The sequence below is a fragment of the Fundicoccus sp. Sow4_D5 genome, assembly GCF_052116365.1.
In the GTDB taxonomy this organism is placed as follows: Bacteria; Bacillota; Bacilli; order Lactobacillales; family Aerococcaceae; genus Fundicoccus.
Genome location: NZ_JBQKLF010000003.1, coordinates 167,412 through 187,610, shown reverse-complemented (window position 1 = coordinate 187,610; position 20,199 = coordinate 167,412). Strand labels below are relative to the sequence as shown.

At 35.5% G+C, this 20,199-nt stretch carries 13 protein-coding genes and 1 pseudogene; 12 read left to right on the top strand and 2 right to left on the bottom strand.

Features of this window, described 5'->3' with window-relative positions; all coding sequences use genetic code 11:
- Nucleotides 1–270, bottom strand: a pseudogene (locus ACTQ45_RS06225) (hypothetical protein); the annotation flags it as partial.
- Nucleotides 271–298: 28 nt separating this feature from the next.
- Between ACTQ45_RS06225 and ACTQ45_RS06220 the strand changes: the two are divergent.
- From ACTQ45_RS06220 to ACTQ45_RS06175, 10 genes are all read left to right on the top strand, one after another.
- Complete coding sequence (locus tag ACTQ45_RS06220; RefSeq protein ID WP_441763259.1) at nt 299–1,051, top strand: GNAT family N-acetyltransferase; 753 nt, start codon at nt 299–301, stop codon at nt 1,049–1,051.
- A gap of 85 nt (nt 1,052–1,136) precedes the next feature.
- Nucleotides 1,137–1,295 carry a hypothetical protein gene (locus ACTQ45_RS06215; protein WP_441763258.1) on the top strand — a complete coding sequence of 53 codons (159 nt, stop codon included), beginning with the start codon at nt 1,137–1,139 and terminating at the stop codon, nt 1,293–1,295.
- 51 nt (nt 1,296–1,346) lie between these two features.
- Entirely contained in the window at nt 1,347–2,024 is a 678-nt protein-coding gene (locus ACTQ45_RS06210) for a hypothetical protein (protein WP_441763257.1), read from the top strand.
- A 404-nt stretch (nt 2,025–2,428) separates the two neighbouring features.
- The gene (locus ACTQ45_RS06205; RefSeq protein ID WP_441763256.1) at nt 2,429–3,931 is read left to right on the top strand and encodes an N-6 DNA methylase; all 1,503 of its coding nucleotides are present in this window, start codon (nt 2,429–2,431) and stop codon (nt 3,929–3,931) included.
- Nucleotides 3,921–5,177, top strand: coding sequence for a restriction endonuclease subunit S (locus ACTQ45_RS06200; protein ID WP_441763255.1), 1,257 nt, complete (start codon nt 3,921–3,923; stop codon nt 5,175–5,177). The genes ACTQ45_RS06205 and ACTQ45_RS06200 overlap by 11 nt, the downstream gene beginning before the upstream one ends.
- An 11-nt stretch (nt 5,178–5,188) precedes the next feature.
- A complete protein-coding gene (locus ACTQ45_RS06195) occupies nt 5,189–8,311 on the top strand; it encodes a type I restriction endonuclease subunit R (RefSeq protein WP_441763254.1) in 3,123 nt (1,040 codons plus the stop codon).
- Nucleotides 8,312–8,327: 16 nt separating this feature from the next.
- Nucleotides 8,328–10,403, top strand: a complete 2,076-nt coding sequence (locus ACTQ45_RS06190; RefSeq protein WP_441763253.1) for a DUF262 domain-containing protein — start codon at nt 8,328–8,330, stop codon at nt 10,401–10,403.
- 413 nt (nt 10,404–10,816) lie between these two features.
- Nucleotides 10,817–12,193, top strand: a complete 1,377-nt coding sequence (locus tag ACTQ45_RS06185; protein ID WP_338486716.1) for a hypothetical protein — start codon at nt 10,817–10,819, stop codon at nt 12,191–12,193.
- A gap of 24 nt (nt 12,194–12,217) precedes the next feature.
- A complete protein-coding gene (locus ACTQ45_RS06180) occupies nt 12,218–15,469 on the top strand; it encodes a DUF1002 domain-containing protein (RefSeq protein WP_441763252.1) in 3,252 nt (1,083 codons plus the stop codon).
- A 91-nt stretch (nt 15,470–15,560) separates the two neighbouring features.
- Nucleotides 15,561–17,219: a hypothetical protein gene (locus ACTQ45_RS06175; protein ID WP_441763251.1), complete on the top strand. Its 1,659-nt coding sequence runs from the start codon at nt 15,561–15,563 to the stop codon at nt 17,217–17,219.
- Nucleotides 17,220–17,303: 84 nt separating this feature from the next.
- Here ACTQ45_RS06175 and ACTQ45_RS06170 read toward each other — a convergent pair whose 3' ends face one another.
- Nucleotides 17,304–17,702 carry a transposase gene (locus tag ACTQ45_RS06170; protein WP_441763250.1) on the bottom strand — a complete coding sequence of 133 codons (399 nt, stop codon included), beginning with the start codon at nt 17,700–17,702 and terminating at the stop codon, nt 17,304–17,306.
- A gap of 107 nt (nt 17,703–17,809) precedes the next feature.
- Here ACTQ45_RS06170 and ACTQ45_RS06165 point away from each other — a divergent pair, with 107 nt between their 5' ends.
- Nucleotides 17,810–19,381, top strand: coding sequence for an IS1634 family transposase (locus ACTQ45_RS06165; RefSeq protein ID WP_441763249.1), 1,572 nt, complete (start codon nt 17,810–17,812; stop codon nt 19,379–19,381).
- 194 nt (nt 19,382–19,575) lie between these two features.
- Nucleotides 19,576–20,169: a hypothetical protein gene (locus ACTQ45_RS06160; protein ID WP_441763248.1), complete on the top strand. Its 594-nt coding sequence runs from the start codon at nt 19,576–19,578 to the stop codon at nt 20,167–20,169.
- The last annotated feature ends 30 nt before the right edge of the window (nt 20,170–20,199 follow it).

Below are 20,199 nucleotides of genomic sequence, written 5' to 3'. Positions count from 1 at the left end.
GTACATCAGTTTTTGAGCTAAATTAATCGACATGTCATAAAACTGTAAAATATCGGCAGGGATTGATGCTACAACAGCAACACCTCCGGGAAGTCCTGAAACAAAAGAAGCGGCAGATGATTTCATCGTTGTATTATTAATTGCTTTTCTAGCTGTGGAAGCAATCTGTTTTTCATCAATAATTTCAATGGGTCCATTTTCAAGAAATGTCTCGATTTCTGGTTCCTCTTTGAATAAGTAATATAAGAACTCTTTTCGATCTATCTTCAAGATCCGATTCGAAAGAAAGGACCCTTCTATGAACCAAATAAGCTTCACTGACACTTACACACTCGGAGAAATAGTCTTAGAGAATGAACACTATCGACATTATCATTACCCTGAAATGTTAGTCAGGTATGACAGTAACTTCATTGAATTTAAACAAGGCTCAACCCTACAGGAATTTATAAAAGCTGAGGAGTATTTGAAAGAATTCCATCAGAAGAGAGGTCAAAATCATCTCAAATTCCTTTTTCCTGTTAACTATAACCCCCAAGTAGACTTAAAAGCATTCTTGAAGGAAATAGGATATGGTGTTGGGTTGCTGGAATTGTACGCGATTAAGCCGACAGATTTCCCTATATTACCTGGTAATTCTGACATCGAGATTCAGAGCGTAACTCGGGAAACGTTAGAAAATTTGGTCAACCTGAAATATCAACAGGACTTGGAGTTCGGTGAAGAATTTGCTGAACAGAAGAAAGAACTTACTCGCCGTCAATTTGATAATCTAATGATCCAACAAGTACTAGCCTTTTATAAGGGAGTAGCGGTAGGCTACGTCGACCTTATTATTTCTAAAGAAACAGTTGAAATAGATGATTTATCCGTTGGTGAACTCTACCAAAAGAAAGGGATTGGAAGTCGTTTGCAACAGTTTGCGATGACGTCATATCCTAACAGAACAATCATTTTACTCGCGGATGGAACAGATACTCCTAGAGAAATGTATAGAAAACAAAATTATCAATACCTTGGCTTTAAATTTGAAATACTGAAGGTGAATTAATGTAGTACAATTTCATTAAACGACTTTTTTCTAGAACTGATAAGTCACAAATGAACCAGTACTTCAATAAAGGAAATCAAAAATAATGGCAGGCTGGATCGGCGTCTATGATGAGCAGTATCGCGCCTGCTGTATTGAACTAGGTGAGAGAACGGGACTTTATAAAGATGAAATCGTCTCAAAAGGATGTACGCCTAGTTATTTACCGGAGTTTATTACGATTGAATACAATAAAAGGAACTAGAGATAGTTCGCTCCCACTACTTTGTCAGCAAGTTGTAAAGGAGTTTCCGAGATGCTTACACTTAAAGAACACTACCAAAAGGTTTTGGAAGGAAAAAATGAAAAAGAATTAAAAGCCTATAGTTTAAAAATTAAAGAAGAGATAAATCAACTGAAGTACGAAATAGAAAAATCTAACGTGCCTGTGTTAAAGAGTCCGGATAGAAGTAAACTTTCAAAAATAAATAAACACCGCTTGTATTTACGTGATACCTATAGGGCTATAGAGAGATTAGGCGGTAATGTTGAACGTTTAGAAGAAGATATGATTGCCTCAAAGTTTCAAGATAATATCCACTATATCCAAAGCATTAAGTACAGTATAGGCGGCTATTTTGGTGGTTTTGAAAATTATGAGGTGACATTTGAGAAGGAACTAGTTGAAGTCAGTAAAGAATTAACTCTCAATGATTTCCAACAGTTAGATTTAGAAAACACCAAAGAGAAAATGGGTAAACGAGAATTTTTAAATACCGTTAAAAGGTTGAACATGGGAGAATGGCGTGAGAGTTACTTAGACAGAGATTATGGCCAAGAAGTTTTGGATGGTACATCATGGGATTTAGAAGTCTACTATTCAAATGGCCTTAAGAGTATTGAATTTAGTGGGGTTAATGCTTTTCCATATAACTTCAGTGAACTAGATCGGTTAATAATAAGCGCTTTTGAAGCCTATCATGAGATGCCATAGTTGATAGTAATGTATTTTATTTCGGGTAAAAGGAAGTTCTGGAATTCCAGTTTACTTCATATATGTCGTTTTCAAATTGAGGTCTAACAACGACCTGTTCAATTGTGCCAATGATATAGTAGCCATAAGATTTACTCTTAAATATAAAATTTGGACAAAGCACCCCGCATTGATTTCCATCGATGTGGGGTGCTTAACGTCCATTTGATGATTGTCTTCAGTTGATACATAACATTCAAGGTATAGTAGATACTTAACTTTATAATGAGTTACGCCAAAAAACTTGGTGAGAGTAGCACAAATTAGGTAAGGGTTATCATATGGGATATGCTATAATATATATAGATTTTACAATTCTAGTATAGACTACGTTTTCAATAAAAAATATGTAAAGAGGTAATGATATGTCAGCAGAAGTGAACAGTGCCAATTTAGGCTTTGAGAAAGAAATCTTTAAAGCAGCAGATAAATTAAGAGGAAATATAGATGCTGCCGAATACAAAAACATCGTCTTAGGACTAATTTTTTTGAAGTATATTTCAGATAGTTTCATTGAACGCTATGAAGAGTTAGTGGCTGAAGGTGATGGTTTTGAAGAAGACCGTGATGAATATTTAGCCGAAAATATTTTCTTCGTCCCTGAAGAAGCACGTTGGGACTATATCTCCAAACATGCAATTCAACCTGAAATCGGTAAAGTAATTGATGAAGCAATGGTTTCAATCGAGAAGGAAAATGACCGCTTAAGTGGAATTTTACCTAAAAACTATGCCAGACCTGAGCTTGATAAAAGACGTTTAGGTGAGGTCGTCACACTTTTTGATAATCTAAAATTAAAAGAACAAGGTAACTCTAAAGATATTTTAGGACGTACTTATGAATACGCAATCGCTCAGTTTGCAGAACAAGAAGGTAAACGCGCTGGAGAATTCTATACGCCATCGAGTATTGTACGTACCTTAGTTGAGATTTTGGAACCATATGAAGGGCGAGTATATGACCCATGTTGTGGGGCTGGTGGGATGTTTGTTCAATCAGCAAAGTTTGTCGAACGCAATCGTGGTCGTGTCAATGACTTATCAATCTATGGACAAGAAGCGAACGCTAATACTTGGAAATTGGCACAAATGAACTTAGCCATTCATGGATTAGAAGGAGATCTAGGTCAAGGAGCTGCTGACACCTTCTATAATAATCAACACCCTAGTATGCGTGCAGATTACATCTTAGCGAATCCACCTTTTAATATGAGTGATTGGGGTGGCGATAAGTTAGCAGAAGACGGTCGTTGGCAATACGGAACACCCCCAGAAGGTAATGCTAACTATGCTTGGATGCAGCATATGATTTATCACTTGGCTCCGAATGGGAAGTTAGGTCTCGTTCTTGCTAATGGTTCCTTATCTTCCAGCGGGAGAGAAGGAGAAATTCGTGCAAATATCATTAAAGATGATTTAGTAGAAGCGGTTATATCTATGCCTGAACGATTATTCTATTCAACAGGCATCCCTGTTTCTCTTTGGATTATCAATAAAAATAAAAAGAAAAAAGGAAAGACACTCTTCATTGATGCGCGCAGTCTAGGTCACATGGTTTCGCGAGCTCACCGAGAGTTATCCTTAGAAGATATTGATAAAATTGCGAATGCCTATCACCGTTTCGTGAAAGGTGAAGACGTTCAAAGATTAGGCTATGTTCATGAAGCTGATTTAGAAGAAATTGAACAAAATAACTTCGTTTTAACACCAGGCCGTTATGTTGGCTTAGAAGAAGTGGAAGATGATGGGATTCCATTTGAAGAAAAGATGGAAGGGTTAACTGCAGAGCTCGGAGAATTACTCACTGAGTCTCATAAACTAGAAGAAGCAATTAGAGAACAGTTAGGTGGGATTGGATTTGATTTATAACATTCCGGATGGTTGGAAGAAAACAACCTTAAATACTATAGGGAAAATTGTGGGTGGTGGGACACCTTCTACAAAAGTAAAAGAATATTATGACAACGGAACCATACCTTGGCTCACACCTAAAGACTTATCGAATTATAATAAAAAATATATAAGTAAAGGCGAGCGTAATATAACTGAATTAGGTTTACAAAAATCCAGTGCTAAATTATATCCTAAAGGAACGGTAATATTCTCTTCAAGAGCCCCTATTGGTTATGTGGCTATTGCTTCAAATGATGTTTCGACTAATCAAGGATTTAAGTCTATAATTCCTAACTGCAATGTGACTACTTCTGATTTTGTTTATTACCTATTAAAATATAATACAGATAAAATAAAAAATGTAGGTAGTGGAAGTACATTTGCCGAAGTTTCTGGAAAAGTAATGAAAGAGTTTGAAATATTACTTCCTACTTACAAAGATCAGATAGCTATAGCTAATCTCCTCTCATCTTTCGATGATAAAATAGAAAATAATAATGCAATTATTGCTAATCTCGAAGAACAAGCGCAAACGATTTTTAAATCATGGATTGTAGATTTTGAACTATTCTTGGAGAGGGGTTATACCCATAGCGATGTGGGTAATATTCCTAAAAATTGGGAAGTGAATACTCTAGAAAAAATATCTGAAATTATAGATAACCGTGGTAAAACGCCACCATTATCGAGTGAACAGACAAATTTCCCTATAATAGATGTGGCAACATTAAAGTCTTCTAATAGACTTATTGATTATGGTAAAGCAACTAAATATGTTGACTCTACAATTTACAAAACATGGTTTAGAAGTGGACATCCACAGTATGGTGATATTTTGTTATCGACAGTAGGTAGTATTGGTCACTGTAAGTTATATTTAAAAGATTTAGGTACAATAGCTCAAAATGTTGTTGCCTTTCGATTTGATAAAGACTTAATCCTATTTATGTATCAATGGTTTAAATACAATCATTTAACATTGGTGTCATACAATATCGGAAGTGTACAACCTAGTATTAAAGTAACCCAAATAAATAAAATAAAGTTAGCTATACCATCAAAAGAGGTTTTGAAAGATTTTAATGAAATTATCAACCCAGTGAATGATTTAATTGAAAAGTTAGATACTCAGAATCAGAAATTAGTTTTAATGAGAGATTTGCTTTTACCAAAACTCATGTCAGGTGAAATTCGAGTAGGAGATGTTGACACAGTAGAATAGGAGGTGACAAGATGTCAAATGTACGCTTTATGGAGGATGGCTTAGAGAATGTTTTCGTAGCTGAGATTCAAGACTTGGGTTATCACTTTGTCCCTCAACAGGAAATCGTAAGAGCGAGTTATAAAGTGCCGTTGGCAGAGGAAGTTTTGAAAGATTCACTAGTCCAAGTTAATCCAGATGTTCCTTTAGATGTCATTGAGCGAGCCATTCATTTAGTATCCCATATTGACGCTGGATTACTTGAGAGTCGAAATGAACGCTTCTTTGACTATCTTCAAAACGGAGTAGAGGTAAGTCATTACTTAGCTGGTAAACAGAAAACAACCCGTGTTCATTTAGTGGATTATGAAGATATAGATAATAACGATTTCATGTTAACGAATCAGTTTACTCTCATCGGTAAAGATCAAAAGCGTCCGGATATTGTCATCTTCCTCAACGGTTTACCACTTGTAGTTATCGAATTGAAGTCGGCGATATCTACACAATCTGATATCTCAAGTGCTTATCGTCAGATTAGAAATTATCAGTATGATATTGAAGAACTGTTTGTTTACAATGCCTTTAATATCATTTCTGACTTTACTCATACAAAAGTTGGGACAATTTCGTCGAATGAAGCCTGGTATAAGGAGTGGAAGTCAATAGATGGTAATTATCAAAAGTCACATTATGCTGACTATAAGACATTACTAGCAGGTATCTTACATAAAGAGCGCTTCTTGGATATAATTAAAAACTTTATTGTATTTGAACACAAAGAATCCACGATTGTCAAGATTATGGGGCAATATCATCAATATTTTGCAGTTCATAAGGCTGTTCAATCCACCCTTGAAGCAATGGGCAAAGGGGATGGGCGTGGGGGTGTTTTCTGGCATACACAAGGATCAGGGAAATCTCTCTCGATGGTATTCTATACTCAATTGATGACGCGAGTTCTAGACCATCCTACTTTTATCGTATTAACAGATCGAAACGATTTAGATGACCAACTGTACGGTCAGTTCTCAAGAACACAAGATTTCTTGCGGCAGACTCCCGTTCAAGCGGCTTCACGTGATCATTTAAAAGAACTATTAAACGACCGAAAATCCCATGGTATATTCTTTACAACCATGCAAAAATTTGCAGAATCAGAAGAAGCTTTAACGCATCGGGAAGATGTCATTGTGATTGCAGATGAAGCACACCGTTCACAGTATGGTTTAAGAGAACGAGTTAGTCGTGAAGGTAAGGTTCAACGCGGAATGGCTCGCTTGGTACGGGAATCATTGCCTAATGCTACCTATATCGGTTTTACTGGAACACCCCTTTCTGAGAATGATAAGGACACTAGGGAAGTATTTGGTAATTACATTGATGTGTATGATATGTCACAGTCGGTGGAAGATGGCGCCACCAAACCTATTTATTATGAAAATCGTGTTGTAAATCTTAATTTGAATGAGAGCATCTTAAAGCAAATAGATGCTAAGTACAAAGAGTTAGCTGACCAAGCCCAAGAATCTGAAATCGAGAAAAGTAAGCAAGAGCTCAGTCGCTTAGAAGTTATCTTAGGATCTGAACAAGCAATTGACACGTTAGTAAATGATATTATAAATCACTATGAAGATACACGAGAACACCTTTTAACTGGGAAAGCCATGATTGTTGCTTACAATCGAAGCATTGCCTTAAAGATGTACCGACGAATGTTAGAGTTACGACCTGAATGGCAAGAAAAAGTAGAAGTCGTCATGACGGGCAATAATAATGACCCAGAAGAATGGAAGGGAATTATCGGGTCAAAAGCTGACCGCGATGACCTCGCTCGTAAGTTTAAAGACAACTCAGATTCAATGAAGATTGCGATAGTAGTGGACATGTGGCTGACTGGATTCGATGTCCCTTCCATGGCGACTATGTATATCTATAAGCCGATGAAAGCACACAACTTAATGCAAGCGATCGCACGTGTAAACCGCGTTTTTGAAGACAAAGAAGGCGGCTTAATTGTCGATTATATTGGAATCGGAAAGGCTCTTAAAGAGTCGATGAATGATTATACGAAGGCTGATCAAGAAGCGATAGATAATGCTGATATTCGTGACTCAGCTTATCCTAAATTTCAAGAAAAACTTGAAGTCTGTCGTAATGTCTTCTTTAATCAATTTAATTACTCTATCATTTTTTCAAAAGGTATAACCGATGTAAAGATGGCTAGATTGATAACAGAGGGAATCAATCACATCTTATCTTACGATGAAATGAGACAGAAAGACTTTAAAGACCAATCCTATGCTTTAAAACAGGCCCATACCTTATGTTCGTCCATTACGACTGAGAGTGAACAACGAGAGGCTGCGTATATTGAGGCAGTACGGATAAGTATCAATCGTATCCAAGGTGAAAAAGGTCTTTCTAAACGAGAAATCAATCTACAAATCAGTGAACTCTTGCATCAATCAATCCAAAGTGAGGGAGTCATTAATCTTTTTAAAGACTTTGAACGTGGCTTCAGTTTATTCGATCCTAATTTCCTGAAGAAAATCGAAGAAATGGAGCAGAAGAATTTGTCAGTTGAATTACTGAATAAATTATTAACCGATGAAATTCATTCCATCACTCGAACAGACGTTGTTAAGGGAGAAGAATTTTCTGAAAGACTGCGACGAATTATGAAGAGATACCGTGATGGTCTAGTTGATAATGCCGAAAACTTAGACCGTTTTGCGGGGATTGCTGATTTAGTTGATGAGTCCAATAAAGATAATAAAGAATTTAATCTCCATACTACACGAGAATCCTTAATTGACCTTGCAAAAGAAGCTTTAGCACTAGAAAAAGAGCATGAGAATATGGGGCTATCGCGTTCAGAGATGGCTTTCTACCATGCGGTCACTAACTCAGAAAATGTCCAAGATTTCTATACTGATGTGCAGTTAATTGAACTGACTAAAGAATTAACGAAAGCAATTTCCGAAGAAATGACGTCTGATTGGATGATGCGGGAGTCAGGTAGAGCAAATGTTAGAAGAACTATCAAGCGCTTATTGAAGAAGTATAAGTATCCTGGTAATTATAAGGAAGCCATTCAGTTGGTAATTAAACAGGCAGAGCATTGGGATGGGTTGCATGTGGCGAATGAGTAGAAAGGATTATTAAGATATGGATGGTGGCATCAAAAATTTATCTGAATTTATGCGTGGTTCCTCGCGGTTTTATATTCCAGTCTATCAGCGTAATTATGACTGGCATATTGATAACTGCAAAAGATTGTTAGAAGATTTACTTACGACTCATAAAGAAGAAAGGAAGACACATTTCTTTGGTAGTCTTGTAGTCAAACCAGGCAGTTTACATCAAGAGACGATTATTATTGATGGTCAACAACGATTGACGACGGTTTCGATATTATTATTAGCAATAGGAAAATGGTTAAAAGACAATGAGTTAGAAGATCGTCAAATCAATTTAGAGAAAATTATCAATACTTTCTTGATCGATGAGTGGGCCAAGCCTGGTAATAATTATCGGTTAGAATCAAATCCTAAAGATTTTGAAGCATATAAAAAGTTATTTGATAAACCCAAATACTATATTGAAGCATCAAATATCACCCGTAACTATCATTATTTCTACGATCAATTAGAACACTTTCCTATCTCAATTTCAGATTTATTAGATGCCTATCGGAAATTAGAAGTGATGATTGTCAACTTAAACTCACCAGAAGATGATCCGCAATTAATCTTTGAAAGTCTGAATTCCACTGGCTTAAGTTTGACTGATGCAGACCGCATTCGAAATTATCTGCTAATGGATGAAGAACAAACAGAACAAGAATTTTTGTTCAATTATTTCTGGGAACCAATCGAAGAGCGGACAAATTACGATGTCAGTGAATTTTTTAGATATTACTTAACTTTAAAATTAGCGAAGACACCTAATCGAAATCAGATTTATGAAGTGTTCAGAGATTACTATGCAACTCATTCTATAGACAAGAGAGAATTTTTCGAACAATTAGCGGAGTATGCTTTTGCCTATCAACAAATATTAGAGAATCATACAGGTAATCGTACAATTGATGTTATATTGTATCGTTTTAATCAATTAGAAGTAACCGTTATTCGTCCTTTTTTAATGGCTATATTAAGGGATTATAACGAGCATATCATTAATGAGGATCAAGTTGCTAAGATATTAAGAATAATTGAAAATTACGTAGCTCGGCGAATGATTACACAAACCCCTTCCAATGCACTCAATAAAATTATGGCTACCTTATATCGAGATTTAACCAAATATCGTAACGAAGATATTGAACCATCAGAAGTGATTGCTTTTGTCCTATTAAATAAACAACGATCTGGCTATTTCCCGACTGATGAGGATGTTCAGAATTCACTCGAATTAAGAGATATGTATAATGTTAACTCTAAATTTAGGTCCTACTTTTTTGAACGCTTAGAAAATACAAATCATGTTGAAACGCTTAATATATACGAAGGGATTGAATCTGGAGATATTACTGTGGAGCATATTATGCCACAAAAATTGAACAGTACATGGAAGAGTGAATTAGGTGAGGGCTATCAAGAAATTCACGCTAATTATTTAAATAATCTTGGGAATTTAACTTTAACAGGATATAATTCAAAATATAGTAATCGACCCTTTCACGAGAAGAAAAATATTGAAAAAGGGTTTAATGAGAGCCACTTTAGTTTTCTGAATCAAATCCCTAAGGCAACAAACGAGTGGGGAAAAGAGGAGATACTCAAAAGACGTAATCAATTAATTGAACAAGCATTAAAGGTTTGGCAATTCCCAGAGACAACTTATCATCCCATAGAATCCACTGAAGATTCAAACTTATACGTTTATGATGGTGAAGAAACATATACGGGCTACAAAATAAAAGGATTTATTTTTGTTGATGAGGATTATCAAGAAGCCACTACCTGGCGAGAGATGTTCATTCAAGTGATTAAACGACTAGCAAGAGATAATCCCAATAAAATTATGGAGTTAGCAAGTAGCCGATTAAAGAGTGGCTATACCACTATATTTACAGATTACGAGGATATTAGGAGAACAAAGATTATGCCTAGTGTCTATCTTAAAACTTCAATCTCAAATTTCGGAAAAATGAATTGCTTGCGACAATTATTTGATTTATTCGATATTGATTATGGCGAGTTACAGCTTGATGCTCTTCCTCCTAAAGAAGAAATCTAAAGAAATAGGAAAAGAAATCCTATGACTTTTATTTTAGTAAGATGATGAGGTTAATTGTTAAAAATAACTATCTTCAGCACTATACCAGATAGCGAATAGAATTTATTACCTATCGATGATACGGACATGCAAAACATAAGTGTTTTAATTATAATTTATATATAATAGATTTTTATAAAAGTTTTTATAAAAGTATCAAAAATTCATAATTAATGCATATATGCAACAAATCTTTTGTTAAAAGATGGATTTGGTATAGTTATTTTATAACACCATTAAATTCATAGGAGATTTTACACGTGAATGAGTAAAAAATTGATAAAAATTATCAAAGCTAAGAAGTAGTTAATGTTCATAAAACGGAATTTTTGGATGTTTGTATTAAATAATACAGTTGGTAAAAAGGAGAAAATATGTCTAAGTTAATTATTCTATTGATTGTCTTGTTATCCGTTGTTGTCGTTCATTCTGATAATGCTTATTCACAAGAAGATAACCCAAATGCAACTATTGCAATGGATGGCGAAGTCGGAGAAAAGTTCCAACAATTATCTGACATCGTTGTAAGTATGCCTCTCGTTGATAAATTAGAAAATATAAGTCAAACATTATCTAATGATGAAATTGAAAATATTCTGACCAGTCTTGAAAGCTCACAAGAACTCACCCCTGTAATGAAAGCGATGTCTAATGAGTTTAAGGTGACAATGACACATAATGGGACGCCTAATCAATTAATGCATGAAACCGAACTGTATCCATTGATGGCCAATGAAATGACAGAGGATGAGGAAAGGCTATTAGATATATTTCAAGGCTTATTAATTAATTATGCATACAATAATGCAAATAATCATTATCAACTTTTCGCTGATAATGGCCAAACTGGTTTATATCGGACGTATATTGATGTTTGGAAGGACACAACTAAAAGAGCAGAAAATCTTAGAAATTATAATCAATCACTAACTAATATCATACAGCGCATGTTTATACCTATGGGTTGGACAGTCGACACTGCATTTTTTGACGATGCGTGGCTTGCTCATGATAATATTATTCAAACATCTGTTAAATCTTATAGTAGCCCACTTGGGCTTGAGCCTGTAGTATATGCCATGAGAATTGATCAGCTCGAACAATTATTTTCTGTACAAGGTATGAACACAACGTATTATCCTTTGACACAAGATCCATTTATTATGCGATATGGGGAATCAGTAGGTACAAAATTCTATCAAGAATATTCTATGCCAACCAACATGGGTGGTGTCCATACAAAAGACATTACTAGCGGTGTAATGAATGCGCCAAGAAGTACCGTTAAAATCGAAGAAGAATCATCGAGTCAAGAAGAACAAACTATTTCAAATCAGGAGGATTTTTCTGTAAGTAATGAAAGTAGTGAACCGATAGAAGAGAGCGTCGAAGCGCCTCAAGTTAGTTCTCCGAGGCCCTCAGATTCTCTCAATGGGATGAGTGATTTACGATCAGCAGTCGACCAAAAAGTGCAAGAAGACTTTCGAGCTGACATGCTATTAGATTCCACGCGATCGGTTGACTACCATTCTACAATGATTCGTTATGGTGATAATGGTGCGACAATCGTATTCAATTACTGGGTTAATACAAATTTTGTCTATTCTTATTTTATTGAAAATGTATTTATTGACGCAAATGGCAAAATAATTCCAGAAAAATTAAGACCTCAAAATCAGCGTTGGGATGCGAAGTTTTCGAGAGACCAAGTGATAGAAAGACTTAGAAACAGTGGATTCGAACAATATTAAGTCAGCAAAAATAGGAGGATTGAAGTGAAATTTATTAAACGATTGATAATAATAGTGATGGTAGTTGGCATTGTATATATGGTGTGGGATTTAGATTCAGTTCAACAATTGCTTGGGCAGGTTAGCACTCAGTTACCGAATAATGAAGAGCAAGCGGTAAAAGCAGAGATTGAACCGATGGCTGCTGTGGGAACGAATTTGAATTCAGATGAGTATTTGAGAACTTTACAGTTATTAGAGGCCAATGAATTTGCGGATAATTCAATCATTCGTTTAGATGGATTCACTTTAGACAAATACCTAAATGATGGATCAGATGGGAGTACTTCTGTAGTATCAAGTACTGCCATTTTTCCAAATGAAACGGGTCTAAAAATTGAACTGATTACGCCTACTAATATTGAAGAAATAACAGCAACAACGTATGAAAATGCTGCGCTTACAGCTGGTGCGAAAGATATGACGATTAAGATTGCTGCAATTAGGCCAGTTACTGGAGAAGGTGCTTTAGCTGGAGTTTATGCGTTGCTAGATTCAATGGGGTACCAACTAGATGAAGAAGATATAAAAGTTGCGGAAGATGAGATACAAATCATTCTTTGGCTAAAACAAGAATTTAACTATTCAGATGAATTAGCAAATCGCTTTGTACGTGAGCTTAAACGGCGGTTGAGTGAGTTTTTACAAACGAACGAGACGATTAACGATGAAGAAATTAGAACCATAGTGATTAGTTTATGCAATGAATATAATTTAGTTTTAGATGAAGAACAGCTGACTATGCTATGTGATTTTGCGAGAAATTATGTAGGAACTAATTTTGCTAAATTTGAAGATACAACGGAAATATTAGAGAAGCCAACAGATAGTAAATATAGAGGAGATTGGATTCATTTAGTACCTGATACTACTGAATGGACATATGAGGAATTATTAGCATTAGATAATCCAGAGGCATATCGAGATACAAATAAGTATCATCCTATCATATCTGCGATGTTCGACCGTTACTTTGAACTTGTTAGAGAAGATAAAGTGATGGGAATGCCGAGCATGTTAGGACATACTTTCATCATCGAAGCCATGTCACCAGATCTCACGGAGGATGAAAAAGCAGCTCTTAATCATCTAAGAACCTATATATATTACCACGCCATGTATCGGGAGGAAGAGAGACAATCTTATGCGATGGGTGAGATTCAAACAGTCGTAGATTTTTGGACAGAAAATATAATTGATTTTCAACAATTGTTAATTGATGATCCAGAAAAATACGATATTAATCAACGAATATCCAATGCCACGGGTATGGCTTCAGAATCATTTCATGCGGGGGCAGGTGAAATTACAAATGAGCCTAATATGTATCAAGTAACTTATCGTAATCCACTGGGAGCACATGCAGCCAGCCGGATAGGTGAATATCATTATGACCGGGCAAATAATAAGTTTTACCAGTTTGACTACAACATTAACACCAGAAATGAGATTCCGGCAAGTTATGATTTTACACTTGATTATGGAGTTGCTGTTGAAAATAACTATCAATCACCAACTGGTGTAGAAGAATCTACTACAATAGCTTTTTCTGAGCCGGGACCTAATTTTCAGCTTCCAACAGAAAGTAATAATAGTAGTTTAGAGGAGCTTCAAGCTGTTGATTATTCACAGTTTTATAGTGAAGATAGTCATCCGATTATTAAGCCGTTCTTTACAAAATTTGAAGAGATTATAATGAGTGATGATCTACATTACGATGATTATTATTATAGAATTAATTCACTAATGGGTCATACTTTTCTTGTCGACACAATGATAGGTAATCTAAGTGATCAGGATTTAGCTTCTCTTGAAGAATTACGAACCTATATCATGATGGCAAATGACCTTATGGAGGATAAACGTAGAACATTACTAGAAGAACGAAATATGATTGATTATCCGAATACTGTCAATGAATATTGGGAAGAGCAAATACAGGCTTTTGAAGAGTTGATTCAAAATGATCCTATGCTAGCAACAGAGAAACAGATTATCGCAATATATTCAGGCTTAGATCCTCATATTCATTCTTATCAACCAGCGGAATACTCAGATTATATTGTCTATGAACTAGGGTATGCTTACTTTGGCGATGTTTTTAGAAATTTCAATTATTATCCGGAGACTAAACAAGTTGAGCGTTTAGGAATTGTGCCAAGTAATAACCAGATGTTACAAACTATATATGATTTTGAAAGTGAATATGGCGTCAGCATTGAGAATAATTTCCAAAGTTTTGAGGATACAAATGGAATGGCTGCGCCAGAATCTTTTTCAGGTCTAGAAGAGACATTGAATAATGCATATCAGAATGTGATTGATGAAGTATACAATATAGAGTTAGAAGACATAATAGAGGCTGGATATCCAGCAAGTTTTTATTTTGGTTTCTATGATATAGACCAGAATGGTATTAAGGAATTAATTCTAAGTGAGGATGGAATTATTAAATACATTTACACATATGATGTAGCTAATGCTAGTACTGTGTTTTTAGAAGAAGCATCTAGCCATTTCACAGTAAGAGGATATACGGCACTTTCTAATGATGGGCGTATTTATCAGGAGAATACAGGCGGTGCGTCTTATAGTGAGTTTAAAACATTCCGAATGGCTGAAGATGGAGTTTCGACGGAGTTAATAGGGCATTATATATTCGATCAAAATAAAAATGGAGACTACCCTTATTATTTCGCAGACAATCCAAATGAAAGTTTTACGTTTGAACAATTATCAGAAGTAACAAATAATTTCTGGTCGCGAGCATCAAATGAGAAGCTTGCTGATTATGAGCTTTATCCAATCACTGAACCTATTGAGTCTACCTATCTAAATACTTCTAATTCAGTGAATTTGATTGAATTAGAAGCTGGTGAGTATATCGGAAAAACAGCTAATTACCCATCCACAATTATATTAGAAAAAAACGGAAGAATAAACTTTCTAGGCATGGATGATAATATTTTTCGCTTTAATATCATAAATAGTGAGACAAAAAACATTCCAGTTCGTAGAGGAGATGGATCAGAAATAGTCGACAATGTAGACGTAACAACCACAGTGATTCCAACTGAAATCATTAGTGCTTTTATTGATTATTATTTAAACGAAGAACTTTACCTATATTATAATCATAATAATCAATTAGCTTTAGCGATGGAAAACTACGAAGGTATAAAATATCAGGGAGTCGATGATGGTATTTATTTAGAATTTGTATTAGAACATAATTAATCATTTTGATTAATAAATACTTATCAAAGAGGTGTAAACTATAGTTTGGGTAAAACGAATTCTAGTTTTTATTATTATTTTTCTGTTTATCGTGTTAGGAATAGTTACTGGGAAGTTTGAAGGTTTGTGGAGAACCGTTGAAGAGCAATTTATAACTAAAGAGATAATAATAAAAAATGAGAATAAAAATAGCTATGAAGAAGAGTCAGAGATTCCAATAAATTCTATAGTTGGAGTTTCAGCGAGTAATCTTGATGATGAATTGAATACTGAAGAATGGACCTTAGAAGACTTAAATATACTTGACTACCCAAACTATGTCAGCTCAAGTGAGTATCATCCAATCATTGAGACACTTTTTGATCGATTTTTTGATGGACTTAATGATGAAGTAGGTTTACGAATCAGTGAACTAAGACGACTTTTAAGTCATACTTATATAATTAAGGCTATGACACCAGAACTTAGTACCGATGAAATAAGTGCACTTGACTTGTTGGTAAACTATATTTACTTATCTGTTGACGTGTTATCTGATTATTATATTGAAGAACAAATAGCTAATATAACGAACTTTCCAGTTCCAGAGCGCACACTCGTTGAGATTTGGTTTCATAGAACCAATGAGTTTGAAGCTTTGAGAGAAACAAATCCAAAGCAATATGATCACATGCAAATGATTGGTATAGTTACAGGTTTTGATCCTAGAGTGTATGGTTATGAATTAGAGTCAGATGGGTTTTATATTATCCAGAGAAATGAAAATCTCTTTATTGATCAACCGACTACTATAATGCGTTACAATGAGGATTCAAACAATTTCGATGAATTGAACCCTTATGATAGAGGGATCTTACCTTTCGAAAAGCGCTTGGACTTCACAGCAATATATGGAATTGATATTCCAAACAACTATATATTTAGTTCAAATAATAACGAAGCAATCGAGAATAATGAATTTCCTGTAATGAATGCAATGGAGTTTATCCAAACAGCTGATGAAAATAACTTTGTCTACTTAGATCCCCAGTATGAGTGGAATAAGAGCCAACTTGAAGAATTAGAACAACTCGATGTAGAAAATCCAAGGTCAATTCATCCTATCATTGTAGCTTTTTATGATCGGTTTTTTGACAGGATTGTAAGTTCATATAATTCATTATCCTACGGCGAGTTTTATCAGGTAGTAACAAGTTTATTGAGTCATATTTTTATTATTGAGGAGATCCAACCAAATCTAAATTCTCGAGAACTAGAGGTACTAGATAGATTGCAATCCTATATTTACTTCGCCATGTCCTTATTTGAGACAGATCGAATATTTGATCCTCAAAGTGTCGATCATGATCAAATATATATTCCTTTAATGATTCAAATTAGAACTTTAAAGGAAGAATTTGAAGAAAAGAAGGATATAGATCCTATTCAAGCTTATATCCAACAAAGAATAGCAAATGCATCTGGGTTTTCTCCCAAAGTATATCTTTATAGTTATGATAATCGAGCGGACTATTTAATTGAAAAGAGCGGCTATCGATTAATCGGGGATTTGGCTTGGTTGTATAATTATAATGAAGATTATGACACTGTAGAACAATATAACCCTTATGGAGATATGATTGAAGAGATCCCTGATACATATGATTTTGAGACAGAGTATGGGGTAAAAGTAGAAGGCAGTTATCCACCACCTTTTTTCGAACCTTATGAAGGTTTAGCACCTCAAGATGTACAATATAGAGAAGGTTAATATTATTATTGAGAATAAAAAAGCTAGCATCAACTTGATTAAATTGTAGTGAACCCCAAAAGTTGGAGTTTATTCAATTAAATATTAAGCAGACAATTGAGTGTCTTGTTTTCGGTATTCAACCGGAGATAAGCCACTCAATTTTTGTTTAATGCGATCATGGTTATAGTAATAAATGTAGTCTTCCATTCGTTGTTTTAGCTCAGTATATGTGAGTAATTTTTCTCCATAATACATCTCCTGTTTCAATATGCCAAAGAAATTCTCCATCGGAGAGTTATCAAGACAAGTCCCTTTCCGAGACATACTTTGAAAGATACCGTGTTGTTTCAAAGTCTTTACCCACTTATGATGTTGATAATGCCAGCCTTGATCGCTATGTAGAGTTGTTCGATAAGTGGCATTATTTTTAATGACTGAGAGAGCCGCTTTTGTTTGTTGTATTCTAAATTCCCGTATTTCTATAGTATACTCCTCGCACAAAGGTGATTAAAACAAGCATTTATCGTGAAAAGGTCATGATAAATGCTTGTTTTTTTATCTTTTGTATACTATAATAATAGTATACAATGAGAGAGGAGGACGGTCAGATGAAAAAGAAACAACTCGTCGATTTACCAGCCAAACGCATCAGCTATAAAAAAGGACCCAACGGCACAAAATATGTCTATTACACGCTACGGAGCTACCGCAATGCACAAGGCAAGCCAACATCTGATGAAAAGAGTATTGGTAAATTAGATGAAGCCACGGGGAAGCTCATTCCCAACAAAAACTACTTTGACTTATTCCCAAGTGAACGCCAGGATATCCCTGAAACGATTCAATCGGTGGGCTATGTGGAAGTTGTGGCCCATTTAGCCGAAGCCATCGGTTTGACTCAGATACTCCGTCAAAGCTTTGGGAAAGATAGCGAGAAACTCCTTTCCCTCGCCGCTTACATGATGGCTCACGGGAATGTGATGATGGATTATGCAGACTGGGCGGAATCAACCGCTCAAGGGCAGGTGCCTTCCCTGTCTTCCCAACAAATCAGTGAGTTCTTCGCGAACATGGATGAGACCAAACGGCTGGCCTTCTTTTGCCAATGGCTGAAAAAAGCGCAGGATAACGAGTACATTGCTTACGATGTCACCTCCATTTCCTCTTACAGTGAGGAAATTTCCTGGGTCGAGCGGGGTTATAATCGGGACAAAGAAAACTTGTCTCAAATCAATCTCGGCATGTTCTTTGGAGAAACCTCCAAGCTTCCCCTGTATTATTCGGTTTATTCCGGCAGTATCGTGGATAAGACTTTCTTGCCCTTCATGATGACCTTAGCGGATACCATCGGTATGCGTCAGGCGCGTTTTGTGATGGATCAAGGCTTTCTAACCCAAGATAACCTTCGTGTGCTCTCGGATAAGGACCATACGGCGCTCAGTTTAATTCCAAAAAACCTGAGGGTGTACAAAGAGTTACTGGCAGAAGTCATAGGGCAGCCTTTTTCTTCGCGCGAACGGCTGAACACCCAAGGGGTTTATGCCCGCACCCTCGAAACAGATTTTAACGCCATTCCGGTCAAGGTCTATATGTATTTCGACCCTCAGAAAGCTATGTTGGATGAGAATGCCTTGTTTGATGATATTCACCGCCATGAACAACAGCTCCGTGAGATGGCCAAACAAAAGAAACTGAAACCCTCCTGGCGGAAATACTTTGAAGTGGAAGAAGTGGGCGACAAAGAACTGCGCTATCAGATGGATTACGATAAAATCGATGCCCTGAAAGCCCAATTAGGTTATTTTGCCTTGATTTCGACGGACAAAAGGCTCAGTGCGGACCAAGCTCTAACCATCTACCGCCAAAAAGATGTGATTGAGAAAAGTTTTGATCAGTTAAAAAACGGCATGGATTATCGCAGAATGCGAACCCATTACACCCAAACCACAGACGGTAAGCTTTTTGTGGCCTTTCTCGGCTTGATATTACGCAGTGTCTTCATGCAGGCCATCAAAGGCCATGAAGGGACTCAGCGCTTAACCTTGAAGAAAGTAATCCGAGAGTTAGAAAAGATTCAACACATCCAGTTAAAAGATGGGAGCTGTCATACTTTACCTTTGACCAGTCTGCAAAAAACGATTTTAAAGGCCCTCCATGTTGAAGAAAGATTATTCCATTAAGAAGAAGCCAGCGAAGCAGATGCCTCGCTGGCTTTTCGTATACTATAATTTTACGGGAATTTAGGTTAGATTCCAATACATGAAAAATTACATATAAAAAAGATTAATATAGTTTGTACAATTAACTATCTATATGATATGATAATATTGATATTAAAAAATATCGTTTCATTAAAAAATGAAGGAGTTGTCATATGAAGAAGCTATTAATAACATTACTCGTTGGAAGTTTCACTATGAGTCATCTTCCAAATGTCTATGCTAATGAAGTGGATGAAGAAAGTATCCGTCAAGAAATTAGCGATATTGAATTACAAATTGCTGCTCTCGAAGAGGAAAAACAAAACTTAATAAGTCAATTAAATGAAAATTTTGTGTTTCATTTTCAAACAATTTATGCGAATAGTTATGGGGATTTCTATGGTGAAATGATTATTCATTCTCATGAATTTATAGATGGAGAATTGTATCTTTTTTATCAAGTAAATGCTTTCGAAAGAACAAAAGTTTCGGATTTAATCCGCATTGATGTAATCCAAGAAACCGCCTCCAAAATAGATAGAAAAGTTTTTATTCACCAGGATAAAACGGATCATTATTCCCAAATGATCAATGGTTATTTACCTTTATATTCTCAAAAAAATGAATATATTCGTGAAGGTGGAACCATGAATTTATATTCTATTATTAAATTATTTGACGACGAAGTTCCTTTATACCTTTCAAATGAATATCGAGATGAAAACAATCTTATTGTAACTGAAGAATATGAAATTCCTATGCAATAGGATAATCCCAAATAAAATAAGTGCCAACAA